Origin of the sequence: Stutzerimonas degradans (assembly GCF_024448505.1) — a bacterium.
In the GTDB taxonomy this organism is placed as follows: Bacteria; Pseudomonadota; Gammaproteobacteria; order Pseudomonadales; family Pseudomonadaceae; genus Stutzerimonas; species Stutzerimonas degradans.
The window spans coordinates 77,713-91,222 of record NZ_JAMOHV010000010.1 but is presented as its reverse complement, the minus strand read 5'-3'; the positions used below and the strand labels follow the sequence as shown (position 1 = coordinate 91,222).

General features: G+C 67.2%; 12 protein-coding genes and 1 tRNA gene. 4 read left to right on the top strand and 9 right to left on the bottom strand.

Features of this window, described 5'->3' with window-relative positions:
* The first annotated feature begins 88 nt into the window (after window positions 1–88).
* On the top strand, window positions 89–445 hold the full coding sequence (locus NAV27_RS13870) for a diacylglycerol kinase (RefSeq protein WP_102829142.1): 357 nt from the start codon (window positions 89–91) through the stop codon (window positions 443–445).
* A 9-nt stretch (window positions 446–454) separates the two neighbouring features.
* On the opposite strand, the gene NAV27_RS13865 is transcribed toward NAV27_RS13870, so the two are convergent.
* Entirely contained in the window at window positions 455–2,392 is a 1,938-nt protein-coding gene (locus NAV27_RS13865) for a DNA topoisomerase III (RefSeq protein WP_180981446.1), read from the bottom strand.
* 102 nt (window positions 2,393–2,494) lie between these two features.
* Entirely contained in the window at window positions 2,495–3,514 is a 1,020-nt protein-coding gene (locus NAV27_RS13860; RefSeq protein WP_102829140.1) for an AraC family transcriptional regulator, read from the bottom strand.
* Between the two features lie 171 nt (window positions 3,515–3,685).
* Between NAV27_RS13860 and NAV27_RS13855 the strand changes: the two genes are divergently transcribed.
* Complete coding sequence (locus NAV27_RS13855) at window positions 3,686–4,312, top strand: TetR/AcrR family transcriptional regulator (RefSeq protein ID WP_102829139.1); 627 nt, start codon at window positions 3,686–3,688, stop codon at window positions 4,310–4,312.
* Window positions 4,284–6,053: an acyl-CoA dehydrogenase C-terminal domain-containing protein gene (locus NAV27_RS13850; RefSeq protein WP_102829138.1), complete on the top strand. Its 1,770-nt coding sequence runs from the start codon at window positions 4,284–4,286 to the stop codon at window positions 6,051–6,053. Before NAV27_RS13855 ends, NAV27_RS13850 begins: the two co-directional genes overlap by 29 nt.
* A gap of 66 nt (window positions 6,054–6,119) precedes the next feature.
* Here the strand turns inward: NAV27_RS13850 and NAV27_RS19160 are convergent, their stop codons facing one another.
* The 5 genes from NAV27_RS19160 to NAV27_RS13820 all read right to left on the bottom strand — a co-directional run bounded on the left by NAV27_RS19160 (window position 6,120) and on the right by NAV27_RS13820 (window position 11,262).
* Complete coding sequence (locus tag NAV27_RS19160) at window positions 6,120–7,451, bottom strand: methyl-accepting chemotaxis protein (RefSeq protein ID WP_102829137.1); 1,332 nt, start codon at window positions 7,449–7,451, stop codon at window positions 6,120–6,122.
* Between the two features lie 348 nt (window positions 7,452–7,799).
* Window positions 7,800–7,875, bottom strand: a tRNA-Thr gene (locus NAV27_RS13835).
* 75 nt (window positions 7,876–7,950) lie between these two features.
* Entirely contained in the window at window positions 7,951–9,153 is a 1,203-nt protein-coding gene (locus NAV27_RS13830) for a methyltransferase (protein WP_102829136.1), read from the bottom strand.
* 191 nt (window positions 9,154–9,344) lie between these two features.
* Window positions 9,345–10,721, bottom strand: a complete 1,377-nt coding sequence (locus tag NAV27_RS13825; protein WP_102829135.1) for a TRAP transporter large permease — start codon at window positions 10,719–10,721, stop codon at window positions 9,345–9,347.
* Entirely contained in the window at window positions 10,714–11,262 is a 549-nt protein-coding gene (locus NAV27_RS13820) for a TRAP transporter small permease subunit (protein ID WP_102829134.1), read from the bottom strand. Before NAV27_RS13820 ends, NAV27_RS13825 begins: the two co-directional genes overlap by 8 nt.
* A 253-nt stretch (window positions 11,263–11,515) precedes the next feature.
* Between NAV27_RS13820 and NAV27_RS13815 the strand changes: the two genes are divergently transcribed.
* A complete protein-coding gene (locus NAV27_RS13815) occupies window positions 11,516–12,619 on the top strand; it encodes a TRAP transporter substrate-binding protein (protein WP_102829133.1) in 1,104 nt (367 codons plus the stop codon).
* A gap of 72 nt (window positions 12,620–12,691) precedes the next feature.
* On the opposite strand, the gene NAV27_RS13810 is transcribed toward NAV27_RS13815, so the two are convergent.
* Window positions 12,692–13,117 carry an OsmC family protein gene (locus tag NAV27_RS13810; protein ID WP_102829132.1) on the bottom strand — a complete coding sequence of 142 codons (426 nt, stop codon included), beginning with the start codon at window positions 13,115–13,117 and terminating at the stop codon, window positions 12,692–12,694.
* Window positions 13,118–13,200: 83 nt separating this feature from the next.
* Window positions 13,201–13,509 (bottom strand): DUF2388 domain-containing protein, encoded by a 309-nt coding sequence (locus NAV27_RS13805; RefSeq protein WP_102829131.1) that lies wholly within the window; start codon window positions 13,507–13,509, stop codon window positions 13,201–13,203.
* Window position 13,510: the final 1 nt, after the last annotated feature.

Below are 13,510 nucleotides of genomic sequence, written 5' to 3'. Positions count from 1 at the left end.
TCCGCAGCCGTCACCGGCGCCGCGCGTGCCGCTGGAATTGCCGCCGATCTGCTGGGAGCATGGGAGGCCCGCCAGTCAAGGAGCTGTCATGAAAGGACAACCGTTCTACCGCCGCCTGCGGTTCGCTCGCCACGGGCTGGCGCAGGCCTGGCGCCGCGAGCGCAGCCTGCGCACGCACCTGCTGGCCGCGACGCTGGTGCTGCTGGTGTTGCTGCTGACGCGCCCAGCGGCCATCTGGTGGGCGGTGCTGACGCTGACGGTGGGCCTGGTGGTGATCGCCGAGCTGCTCAACAGCGCGCTGGAAACCCTGATGGACCACCTGCATCCGCAGCAGCATCCGGAGATCGGCGTGGCCAAGGACATCGCCGCCGCGGCGGTGCTGGTCGCCAGCCTGGTGGCGCTCGGCGTCGGCGCGGCGTTTCTGTTCAGCCTGCTCGGCGGCTGAGGCGGCCTCTCAACGCGGGGCGGCCGCGGCTTTGCGGCGCCTGCCGGTGGTACCTTTGTTTGCTGCGGCCTTGCGCTTGTTCTTCCGGGGCGTGCCGCCGCGCGCAGGTGGCCCGCTGATGGTGAGGCGTAATCCGGCGCAGCGTTCGACCAGCTTGCTCATCCACGCTGACTGCTTGACGACGAATTCCTCCAGCGGCATCTCGCCGTTCTGCACCATATCCAGCGCCTGCTCCCAGATCGCCGTGGTGCCGGGGTCAGCGATCGGCCGCGGCACCGCGTCGATCAGGCCGAACGCCGCCGGGGTCGCGGCCAGCGCCTTGCCCTGCTTGCTCAGGTAGCCGCGTTCGAGCAGGCCCTGGATGATCCCGGCGCGCGTCGCCTCGGTGCCGATGCCGGTGGTGTCTTTGAGCTTCTGCTTCAGGCGCGGGTCGTCGACCAGCTTGGCAACGTTCTTCATCGCCTTGATCAGTTCGCCCTCGGTGAATGGCTTGGGCGGCTGGGTGTGCTGGTCCTTGAGCTTCACCTCGGCCACCGCGTAGTCCTGGTTCGCCGCGAGTGCCGGCAGTGCCTGCGGCTCGTGCGCTTCGCGGCCTTTGGCCGGCGTCAGTGCCTCGGGCAGCGCGCGACGCCAGCCCGGCTCGACGATGCGCTTGCCCACCGCGCGCAGCGTCTGACCGGCGCAGGTGAAGTCGGCCTGGGTGCGGTCGTACTCGTGGTGGGGCAGGAACTGCGCCAGGTAGCGCGCGCGGATCAGCCCGTAGACGGCGCGCGGCTTGCCGCTCAGGCGTGTCGAGGCCTGCGCGGCGACAGTGGGGATGATGCCGTGGTGCGCGCTCACTTTCGCGTCGTTCCAGGCCCGCGAACGGCGCCGGGCGTCGAGGTGCGGCGCCAGGGCAGCCAGCGCCGGATCGGCAGCACCCAGTGCGTCGAGGATCGCCGGGGCTTCGGTGTGCTGGCTGAGCGGCAGGTAGCCGCAGTCGCTGCGCGGGTAGGTGATGAGCTTGTGCGTTTCGTACAGCGCCTGGGCGATGTCGAGGGTTTCCTGGGCGCCGAGGCCGAGCTTCTTCGAACAGACCTCCTGCAGCGTGCCGAGATCGAACGGTAGCGGTGCCGCCTCGCGCATCCGTTCAGTGTTCAGCTCGACCAGCCGTGCGCTGCCGGCGCGGCGCATGGCCTCGGCGGCGTCGCGCGCCAGCTCGGGGTTGAGGCAGCGGCCCTGCTCGTCGCAGGCATCTTCCGGGGCGCGCCACTGCGCGGTGAACGGCGTGCCATCAGCCAGCAGCTGCACGTCGATGGCCCAGAACGGCACCGGCACGAAGTCGGCGATGCTGCGGTCGCGGTCGACCACCAGGCGCAGCGTCGGCGTCTGCACGCGACCCACCGGGAGCACGCCCTGGTAGCCGGACTGGCGGCCGAGCAGGGTGAACAGCCGGCTCATGTTCATGCCGATCAGCCAGTCGGCGCGCGAGCGGCCCAGCGCGGCCTGGTAGAGGTTGAAGGTCTCGCCGCCCGGTTTGAGCGCGCCGAGTGCCTTGCGGATCGACGCCTCGTCCAGCGCCGACAGCCACAACCGCTGGATCGGCCCGAGATAGCGGCAGTGCTCGACCAGCTCGCGGGCGATCATCTCGCCCTCGCGGTCGGCGTCGGTGGCGATCACCAGCTCCGCGCACTCGCCGAGCAGGCGCTTGACCGCCTTGAACTGGCTGGCGGTCTTCGGCTTGACCTGCATCTTCCACTGCTGCGGCACGATCGGCAGGTCGGCCAGAACCCAGCGCTTGTAGCGCGCGTCATAGGCATCCGGCGGCGCGGTCTCCAGCAGGTGGCCGATGCACCAGGTCACGCTCACGCCGGCACCCTGCCAGCAGCCGTCGCCGCGCCGGTTGGCGCCGAGCACCTTGGCGATGTCTTTGGCCTGGGAGGGTTTTTCGCAGAGAAAGAGCCGCATGCTGGTCATCGATGGCTGCAACGAGCGCCAAGCATGGGCAGAAAGCGCGGCGCCGGCAACCGAAAATCTGTATATGCATACAGTTTATTCGTGCTGTGACGCTCAACTCCGCGGCGGCGGGTGCAGCTGGCTGCGAAATTGCCCCGGGCTCTGGCCGGTCCAGCGGCGGAACAGTCGATGAAACGCGCTGGGCTCCTGGAAACCGGCGCGCACGGCGATTTCGCTGATGCTCAGCTGGCGGTCGCGCAGCAGGTTGAACACCAGGGCGCGGCGCACCTCGTGCTTGATCTCCTGATAGGTGAAACCTTCCTTGGCCAGTTGCCGCCGCAGCACCTGCTCGCCAAGCCCGCGCGCGCGGGCGATGGCGGCGAGCGTCGGCCACTGATCGCTGGGCTGGCTGCGCAGCGCGCGAAAGAGCTGCGAGGCCAAGCCGCTGTCGTTGCGAAAGCGCACCACCAGCCACTGCGGACAGCTGCGCAGGAAGGCGCGCAGCGAGGCGCCATCCTGGATCACCGGCAAGCGCAAGTAGCTGGCCTCGAAGGCCACCTCGCTCTGCGCCCCGTCATATTCCACCAGCGGTCCCCAGTGCCACGGCGTGGTCTGGCCGGCCGGGGCGGGCGTGCTGAAACGGCTGCGATTGAGCGGAATGCGCCGTCCCACCAGCCAGCACATCACACCCAGCACGATGCTGAGGAAGATTTCCTCGGCCGGTCCCTTGAGCGTTGGGTCGGCCAGCTCGCTGCTCAGCCTGACGACGGCCTGGCCATTGCGCACCTCCAGCGTCGCGCGGATGTCGTGGATGAACAGGCCGAGGTACTGCAGGCAGCGCGGCAGCGCCTTGCCCAGGCTGGTTTCCTGGATCAGCCCGCGACAGATCAGGGCGAAGCTGCCGTTGGGCAGGCCGTGGGAGTCGAAGCCGAAGAATTCGTCGCCCAGCTCGGCGCTCATCGCCAGCCAGAAGCGGCTGACCGCGGCGGCCGGCACCTGGGCGTGCGGCGCGGTCAGCGCGGCGGCGTCGATGCCCGCGGCGGCGAGCACCTGCTGCAGGCGCGCCGGGTTGTCGCGCAGACGATGAAGCGCGGCCTGGACGAGGTAGGCCGCCACCGAATCCTGTTCACGCATGGCGTTGCTATCCGTTTGCTGGGGTCTGGCTTGCGCCCGCGGTGGCGTCGGGTGGCCGAATCTATGCCGCTGCAACGACGGTTTTGGGCATAGCAAGTGCACTCGGCGCCTGCCTAGACTGGCTCACACCGTCGCCTGCGTGCAGGCCCGACCATCTCCGTGGAGGCTGCCATGCACGCCCGATCTGCCGCAACCTTTGAAATCAGCCGCGAGCGTGCGCTGCAGCTGTTCGCCGACGAGGGCTTCGGTCAGGTCAGCCTGCGCCGGCTGGCCAGCCACATGGGCATTTCCACCGCGACCCTGTACACGCATGTCGCCGGCAAGGAAGAGCTGCTGTTCGACGCGCTGGAGGAGCATTACGAGCATCTGCTGCTGCTCGCCGAGCGCGGTGTGCGCGGCGAACCGGCCGTGCGCCCGCGCGTGCAGCGGCTGAGCCGGGCGCTGGTCGAGCTGTATCGACACTGTCCGTCGCGCTTCCTGCTGGCCACGCGCGAGCGGCACTGCCTGCGCGATGGCCACCGGCGACGCATCGACAGCCTGCGCCGACGCATCGTCGAGCAGCTCGCTACCTGGCTGCAGGGCGGCGAGGCGCCGACGGCAGGTCGCGTGCTGCTCGAACTCATCGAACACCTGCCGCTCTGGCTGGCCGCGCATGGCCTCACGGCCGAGCAGCAGACCCGGCTGGTCGATGCGCTGCTGCTCGGCAGCCTTCCCGGCCTGCGCCAGCTGCCCTCCCCAGAACCCATCCTGCCGACCGAGGTAATTCACCATGCCCAGTTACAAGGCCGATCTGCGTGACGCCCGCTTCATCCTCCACGAAGTCTTCGATGCGCCTGCGCTGTGGGCGCGCCTGCCGGCGCTGGCCGAGCGGATCGATGCCGAGACCGCCAACGCCATACTCGATGAGGCGGCCAAGGTCACCGGCGAGCTGCTGGCACCGCTGAACCGCAGCGGCGACGAGGAGGGCGCGCAGTGGCTCGAAGGCCGGGTGCGCACCCCGGCGGGCTTTCGCGAGGCCTATGCCACCTACGCCGAAGGCGGCTGGGTGGGCCTGGCCGGTAATCCCGAATACGGCGGCATGGGCATGCCGAAGATGCTCGCGGTGGCCTTCGAGGAAATGCTCTACGCGGCCAACTCGAGCTTCGCGCTGTACTCGGCGCTGAGCTCCGGCGCCTGCCTGGCGATCGACGCGCATGCCAGCGAAGCCCTCCGGCAGCGCTACCTGCCGCCGCTGTACGAGGGCCGCTGGGCCGGCTCCATGTGCCTGACCGAGCCGCACGCCGGCACGGACCTGGGCATCATCCGCACCCGCGCCGAGCCGCAGGCCGACGGCAGCTACCGCATCAGCGGCACCAAGATCTTCATCACCGGCGGCGAGCAGGACCTGACCGAGAACATCATTCATCTGGTGCTGGCCAAGCTGCCCGACGCCCCGGCCGGGCCAAAGGGGATCTCGCTGTTCCTCGTGCCGAAGGTGCTGGTCAGCGAGGACGGTAGCCTCGGGGCGGCCAACGCGGTGTCCTGCGGCTCCATCGAACACAAGATGGGCATCAAGGCCTCGGCCACCTGCGTGATGAACTTCGACGGTGCCTGCGGCTATCTGGTCGGCGAGGTGAACAAGGGGCTGGCGGCGATGTTCACCATGATGAACTACGAGCGGCTGTCCATCGGCATCCAGGGCATCGGCTGCGCCGAGGCTTCCTACCAGGCGGCGCGCGATTACGCCCGCGAACGCCTGCAGAGCCGCGCGGCCACGGGGCCGGTCGCGCCCGAGCGGGGCGCCGACCCGATCATCGTCCACGCCGATGTGCGGCGCATGCTGCTGACCATGAAAACCATGACCGAGGGCGGGCGCGCTTTCGCCTGCTACGTCGGCCAGCAGCTGGACCTGGCCAAGTACGCCGACGACCCGGCGCAGAAGGAGCGCGCCGAGGCGCTGGTGGCGTTGCTGACGCCGGTGGCCAAGGCGTTCTTCACCGATGCCGGGTTCGAGAGCTGTGTTCTCGGCCAGCAGGTGTTCGGTGGCCACGGCTACATCCGCGAATGGGGGCAGGAGCAGCTGGTACGCGACGTGCGCATCGCACAGATCTACGAAGGCACCAACGGCATCCAGGCGCTCGATCTGCTCGGACGCAAGGTGGTCGCCAACGGTGGTGTGTCGCTGCGACTGTTCACCGATGAGGTCCGCGCCTTCGCGGCAACCCACGACACGCCGTTCAACGCCGCGCTGCACGAGGCGGTCGAGCGTCTGGAGCGCGTCAGCGCCTGGCTGCAGGAACAGGCCCGCGGCGATGCCAACGCCGTCGGCGCGGCGTCGGTGGAATACCTGCAGCTGTTCGGCTACACCGCCTATGCCTACATGTGGGCGCGCATGACGGCGAGCGCTGCCCGCGGCGCAGCCGACGATGCGTACTACCGCGCCAAGCTGGGCAGCGCGGCGTTCTACTTCGAGCGCCTGCTGCCGCGCACGCTGGGACTGGAGGGTAGCATCCGCGCCGGCAGCGCCTCGCTCTACGGCCTGGAGGCCGAACAGTTCTGAGCACCTGGCGGCCCGCCTGCCGAGCGCGAGCCGCAGGCGGCCCGGGGCAAGGGAGCCAGGGTTTGCTCAGTGCCCCGGAGAGGCCAGGGTCTGGGCGAATTCACCGATGGCTTCCACGACCTGCTGCGCGCCGTGCTGTATGTCGAGGATGACCGTGCCGGCCTGATTGGCGAGGGCGACGCCTTGTTCCGCCTTGCGCGTGCTGGCCTGCATGCTCTCCGTCGCCACCCGGGCCAGTTCGCGGTTCTTGCCGACCACCTCGGTAATGGCCACGGTCGCCTGGCTGGTGCGCTGCGCCAGGTTGCGTACCTCATCGGCGACCACCGCGAAGCCGCGGCCCTGCTCGCCGGCGCGGGCTGCCTCGATAGCCGCGTTGAGCGCCAGCAGGTTGGTCTGCTCGGCAATGCCGCGAATGGCGCCGACGATGCTGCCGATTTCTTCCGACTGGGCGCTCAGCGCACCGATGGCCTGCGCGACCTGCGCAAGTTCGTCGGCGATGCTCTGCACCACGCTGACCGACTGCTGGACCACCGCGGCGCCTTGCCGCGCGGACTCGTCGGTCTGCCGCGAGGTCTCGAAGGCCATCTGCGCTGCGCGAGTTTCGGCGTCCCGCTGCTCGACCCTGGCGGTGATATCGGAAGCGAACTTGGCCACGCCGTACAGGCGGCCCTGGGCATCGTAGAGCGGGTTGTAGGTGGCCTGGAGCCAGACGCCACGGCCCTGTTTGGTCAGTCGCCGGAACAGGCCGGTACTGAACTCGCCCCGGTTCAGCCGGGCCCAGAAGTCGCGATAGGCGTCGCTCCGTGCTTCTTCGGGCTCGCAGAACAGGCGGTGGTGCTTGCCGCGAATATCGTCCAGGCGATAACCCATGACCTGGAGGAAATTCGCGTTGGCATTGACCACCAGCCCCTGCAGATCGAACTCGATCACCGCTGAGGAGCGCTCGACCGCCTGCATGCGGCTGGCATCCGCCTGCGCGCGCAGCGTTTGTTCGGTCACATCGGTAGCGAGCATGACGATGCGTTGCACTTTGCCGCCGGCATCACGGACCGGAACGTAACTGGCCTGCAGCCACACTTGCCGACCGTGTTTTGCCAGCCACGGCATGAGATTGGTCACGCTGCGGCCCTGCTGCAGGCCCTGCCAGAAGGCGCTGTAGTCGCGGCTCTGTGCATAGGCGGGATCGCAGAACGCGCGGTGCTGGCGTCCGCTGACCTCCTCTAGGGTAAAACCCAGCAGGTTCAGGAACAGCGGGTTGGCCTGCAGCACCAGCCCCTCGGGACTGAATTCGATGGTCGCCACGGCACTGCGCAGCGCCACGTATTCGGCCTCGAATACCGCCCGCTGCGCCTGGCACTCACGCAGGGTGTCTTTGAAAGTTCGGGTACGCATGAACATGCGGGTACGGTCTCCGATGGCCTGTCATGGCATGCATCCACCCGAAGCCGACAGGCATGACTGGCTCCGGGAGTGATGAAGGGAGGCTACATCTTTTACAAAACCTATACAAATTGGTTTGGTGTATAGAAATGATAGAGATCCGTACAGCGCAGGACTCGGCACGCCGATATCAGGTATCGGGTGTTACGGAAAAGGCAACGCGGGTGCTGCCTGGGAGAGGGAGGCGGCGAAAACTGGAAGCTATTGCTCGGGTATGTGCGGAAGGACGCCCGGAACCGGCGAAAGGGGCGCTCCACTTCCGGCAGAAACGAAAAAGGCCCGCATTTCTGCGAGCCTTTGTGTTCGTGGTGCCGGCACCAGGAGTCGAACCCGGGACCTACTGATTACAAGTCAGTTGCTCTACCAGCTGAGCTATACCGGCAAACCGGGCGCCATTATAGCGATTGCGCGCGGCGAGTAAACCGTTCTCTGCCAAGCACTTGCGTGGCTTCGGGGATCAGCGGCGTTCGGCGAGCAGCAGCAGGTTGCGCGGGGTGAGTTCGCCGGTGCAGAAGCGGCCGAGGCGTACCGCGTAGCCGTTTTCTTCCAGCAGCAGGGCGCGGTCGAGCAGCAGCCAGACTTCCAGCGGGCGGCGGAACAGGCCGCGCAGCAGTTCGAGGTTGCGCACTTCGGCCAGGCGCTGCCAGCCGGCCCGTTCCAGCGCCGGCCAGTCTTCTGTGCCTGGCTCGGGCAGCTGCTTGAGTGCGGCGAGGTCGCGGCAATAGCGTTCGAAGTCTTTCCGCAGCCAGGCGCTGGGCAGCGAGGGGGTGGGCAGGTAGTCGTCCTGCCCGCGCAGACGACGCTGCAACAGGTCGAAGCCAAGCCGCCAGGCCATCGACTGGTCGCGGTTGCGGCGTTCGCGGGCACCGGCGGTGACGGTCTCGGTCAGCGGCAGGCCGAGGTCGTCGCGCGATAGCCGCAGGCTGGAGTCCTGCGCGGCCCGTGACAGCGGCTGATAGCGCTCGGCCTGGGTCCGGTTGTAGCAGCAGGGTGCGATGGCGAGCTGGCGCACGCCGGCGGCGATGGCCAGCTGCAGCAGACGTACGTGCAGGTCGCCGCAGGCGTGCAGGGCGACCGGCGTGTGATCGGCATGCAGGTACGCGGCGCAGTCCGCGCCGAGCACGTCCTGCTGGAGATGACGGGCATCGATACCCAGACGCCGGCTGAGGCGGGCGCCGTCTTCGACCAGCGCGGCGTCCCATTCCAGGCAGGTCAGGGCGCCGCCGTCCTGCGCCAGCTGGCGGCCCAGATGGCCCTTGCCAGCGCACCAGTCCAGCCAGTGGTGCGTGGATTGGCGGAATTGCAGGTGCGCGGCGAACGCGCGGATCTGCTGCCATTTGCGCCCGGGAACGTCGACCTGCAGGCGGCTGTTCGGCGCCGGCAGCGGCTGGGCCGGCAGCTCCGCCAGCTTGCTGAGCGCCCGTGCCTCGGCCGCCAGCTGGGGGAAGGGCGCCGGTGCATCGAGTTCGCTCGGCTGGTTGTGTGCGGCTTCGGCGTCGGCCAGCGAGCGTGCGCGCAGCCAGGCGGCCAATTGCGGATGCGTGGCTTCCCATTCCAACCGGTGCTGCACGAAAGGCCGAGGCCGCCACAATGACTGGTGCTCGGTGAGGAAGCGGTCGAGCGCGAGGAAATGATCGGTGAAGCTGGCGTGAGCGCGCATCGGTGTGAGTGTCGGTCGGGCGGGCGCCGATTGTAACGGCGATCGGCGCGTGCAAGGCACAACGCCCGTCGTCGACGGGCGTTGCTGGGGGCTAGTGAGCTGTTGGTTAATTCAGTTAATCAATTCGGCGCCCATGGCCCCGATACGGCGTTGCATCCGCACTTGGCTCAACCAACTAACCGCACAGACTACTAGCTGCCATACACCTGCTCGGGCAGCCAGGTGATCAGATCCGGCCAGAGGTAGGCGACCACCAGCATCAGCAACTGGATGCCGATGAACGGCACCACACCCTTGTAGATGGTGCTCGTCGGCACACTGCGCGGAGTGACGCCCCGCAGGTAGAACAGCGAGAAGCCGAACGGCGGAGTGAGGAACGAGGTCTGCAGGTTGAGCGCGAGCATCACGCCGAGCCAGATCGGATCGAGCCCCATCGCCAGCAGGATGGGGCCGACGATCGGTACGACGACGAAGATGATCTCGATGAAGTCGAGGATGAAGCCGAGCAGGAAGATCACCAGCATCACCACCAGGAACGCACCGAGCACGCCGCCGGGCAGCGAATGCAGGGCGTCCTCGATCAGCACCTCGCCGCCGAAGCCGCGGAACACCAGGGAGAACAGCGAGGCGCCGATCAGGATCAGGAACACCATCGAGGTGATCTCGGTGGTGCCGAAGGCGACTTCCTTCAACTGGCTGAAGCTCAGCTGACGCTTGACCAGTGACAGCGCCGTCGCGCCCAGCGCGCCGATGGCGGCGGCTTCGGTGGGCGTCGCATAGCCGGCGAGGATCGAGCCGAGCACGGCGGCGATCAGCACCAGCGGCGGCAGCAGCGCCTTGATCAGCCGTCCCCATTCGATCGGGCCGAGCTCTTCCTGCGGCAGCGCGGGCAGCTTCTTCGGCTGGAAGATGGCGATGATGATCAGGTAGACGATGTACAGGCCGACCAGCGCCAGCCCCGGCAGCAGCGCGCCGACGAACAGGTCGCCGACCGAGACGGTCTTCGGCGAGAAGATGCCCATCTTCAGCTGTGCCTGCTGGAACGCGCTGGACATCACGTCGCCGAGCAGGACCAGGATGATCGACGGCGGGATGATCTGCCCGAGCGTGCCGGTGGCCGCCAGCGTGCCAGTGGCGATCGCCGGGTCGTAACCGCGGCGCAGCATGGTCGGCAGGGCCAGCAGACCCATCGTCACCACGGTGGCGCCGACGATGCCGGTCGAGGCCGCGAGCAGCGTGCCGACCACGCACACCGAGATCGCCAGACCGCCACGCAGGGTGCCGAACAGCCGCGACATGGATTCCAGCAGGTCTTCGGCGACGCGGGATTTCTCCAGCATCACGCCCATGAAGACGAACAGCGGCACCGCCAGCATCGTCTGGTTGTTCATGATGCCGAAGATGCGGTTGGGCAGCGCATGCAGGAAGCCGACGTCGAACGTGCCGGTGACCACGCCGACGCCGGCGAACAGCAGTGCCATGCCGCCGAGGGTGAAGGCCACCGGATAGCCCGACATCAGCGCGATGCAGATGCCGACGAACAGTGCGATTGCCATGATCTCAGCCATGCTGCACCTCCTCGTCCTGCGTCAGGCGGCCGGCGAGGCGGTAACCGAGCTTGATCAGATCGGCGACGGCTTGCAGCGCGAGGCTGATGACCATCACCAGGATGATGCTCTTCTGCAGGTAGACGAACTTCAGGCCGCCGGATTCGTTGGAACCTTCGTGCGTGGCCCAGGAGTTGGCGACGTAATCCCAGCTGTTCCAGGCCAGGAACAGGCAGACCGGGATCAGGAACAGCACGTGGCCGAGGCCATCGACGATCGCCTGTCGGCGGGAAACCAGCTTCTGGTAGAAGATGTCGACGCGGACATGGCCGTTGCGCTGCAGCGTCCAGGCGGCGGCGCCCATGAAGACCAGCGCATGGGCATACATGACGGCCTCCTGCAGGGCGATAGCGCCGATGCCGAAGCCATAGCGCAGCACCACGACGATCGCGGTACCGGCAACGAGGAAGAGCGTGAACCAGGCACACAGCTGGCCGAAACGCCGATTCAGCGAATCGATGAGGCCAGCCACGCGCAGTAGTGGCGGGGCGTCATGGGACATTGATGAGTCCTTCTTGTTGGGCGCAAGGAAATTTTGCGCAGAAGGATTCTTGCAGTAGTGGCGCTTTGCAGCAATCGGCATACGACTTTTAGAGGGATGGACTAGGCTTGAGCCGCAGATATCGCTAGTTTTCTTCACCTTGCTTGCACGGTTGCCGGTTCTGGCTCCGGGGCGTTGCCCCGCGCGGTCCTGTCTGGTCGGTCGTGTTCAGCCAAGTCGTTGTGCAAATAAGACAAACAACAAGGAGCACCACATGAAACGTCGTGACATTCTCGCCGCCGCGGGCGTCGGCCTGGCCGCCGCCGCTCTGGCCGGCTGCAATGACAAGAGCGAAAAGACCGCAGCCGCCGGCGCACCTGCCGCCGAGCAACAGACCTTCAACTGGAAGATGGTCACCTCCTGGCCGAAGAACTTCCCCGGCGTCGGCGTTGGCGCCGAGCGTTTCGCCACGCTGGTCAACGAAATGAGCGGCGGTCGGCTGAAGGTCAAGGTCTACGCGGCGGGCGAACTGGTTCCCGCGCTGGAAGTATTCGATGCGGTTTCGCGCGGTACCGCCGAGATGGGGCACGGCGCGCCTTACTACTGGAAGGGCAAGGTGCCGGCCGCGCAGTTCTTCTGTGCGCTGCCGTTCGGCCCGAATGCGCAGGAAATGAATGCCTGGTTGCACCGTGGCGGCGGCATGCAGCTGTGGGAAGAGGTGTACAAGCCGTTCGGTGTGCTGCCGATGGCCTGCGGCGCGACTGGCGTGCAGACTGCTGGCTGGTTCAACAAGGAAATCAACTCGGTCGAGGATTTCCAGGGCCTGAAGATGCGGACTCCCGGCCTGGGCGGCGAAGTGCTGACCAAGATGGGCGGCACCGTGGTCAACATGCCGGCCGGCGAGATCTTCACCGCGCTGCAGACCGGCGCGATCGACGCCACCGAGTGGATCGGTCCGTACAACGACCTGGCCCTCGGCCTGCACAAGGCGTCCAAGTACTACTACACGCCAGGCTGGCAGGAGCCGAACGTCACTTTCGAGCTGGACGTCAATCTCAAGGCTTGGGAAACCCTGCCGGATGATCTGAAAGCCATCGTTCGCGCCGCCGCGCGCGACGTCAACGGCGACATGCTCGACGACTACAACGCCAAGAACATGGAGGCGCTGGAGCAGCTGCGCGAGCAGGGCGTGGAAGTACGCCGCCTGCCGGACGAGGTTCTGGCGCGCCTGAAGGAAGTCGCCGCTGAAGTGGTCGATGCCTCTGCCGCCGCCGATCCGGCTGCGACCAAGGTATGGGAACAGCAGCGTGCCTACCTCAAGCGTCTGTACGCCTACGCTGAGCTGAACGAGAAGGACATCTACAACATCCGCGGCTGATTGCTGACCGCAACGAAAAACGCCACGGCCTGCGCCGTGGCGTTTTCATTTGTGCAACCGGGACCGCCGCGTTCAGCCGAGCAGGGTGGCGTTCAGGCTGATGCGCGCGTTGAGCACCTTGGAGACCGGGCAGCCCTGCTTGGCCTGCTCGGCGATCTGCTGGAACTGAGCGTCGCTGGCTCCCGGAATCTTCGCCTTCAAGGTCAGGTCGACGGCGGTGATGCTGAAGCCATCGCCATCCTTGTCCAGCGTTACCTCGGCGTGGGTCTCGATACGCTCGGCGGTGAGCCCGGCCTGGCCGAGCATCAACGACAGCGCCATCGAGAAGCAGCCGGCATGCGCGGCGCCGATCAGCTCTTCCGGATTGGTACCCGGGGCGTCCTCGAAGCGGGTATTGAAGCCATAGGGGTTGTCCTTCAGCGCGCCGCTCTGGGTGCTGATGGTGCCCTTGCCGTCCTTCAGGCCGCCTTGCCAGACGGCCGATGCGCTCTTCTTCACGTGCAATCCTCCTGCGATGGGTGGATGAAAATGCAGGCACCGGGCACCGGGCACCGGGCAACGGGCGCCGGGCGGTGCGTGGCTCAGCGGGTCGGCTCGGCGGCGAGAATCGCGCTTGCCAGCCCCATGTCGCTGGCCTGCAGCTGTGGCTGCTCGGCGCGCAGCTGGCGCAGCAGCGCTTCCAGATGGGGGCCGCGGATGGCGCCATCGCTGGCGACGAAGCTGCTGGCATCCTCGCGCGCCGGCAGGGCCAGCTTGTTGTCCTTGAAGGTCAGGTAGGTGGAGGCGGTTGTCGCGCCCGAGGACAGCAGGTCGCGGACCAGACCGTCAGCCAGGGCGTTGCCGAGAGGCAGTGCGGCGAACGCCAGTATCGCCAGTGATGTATGTCGCATG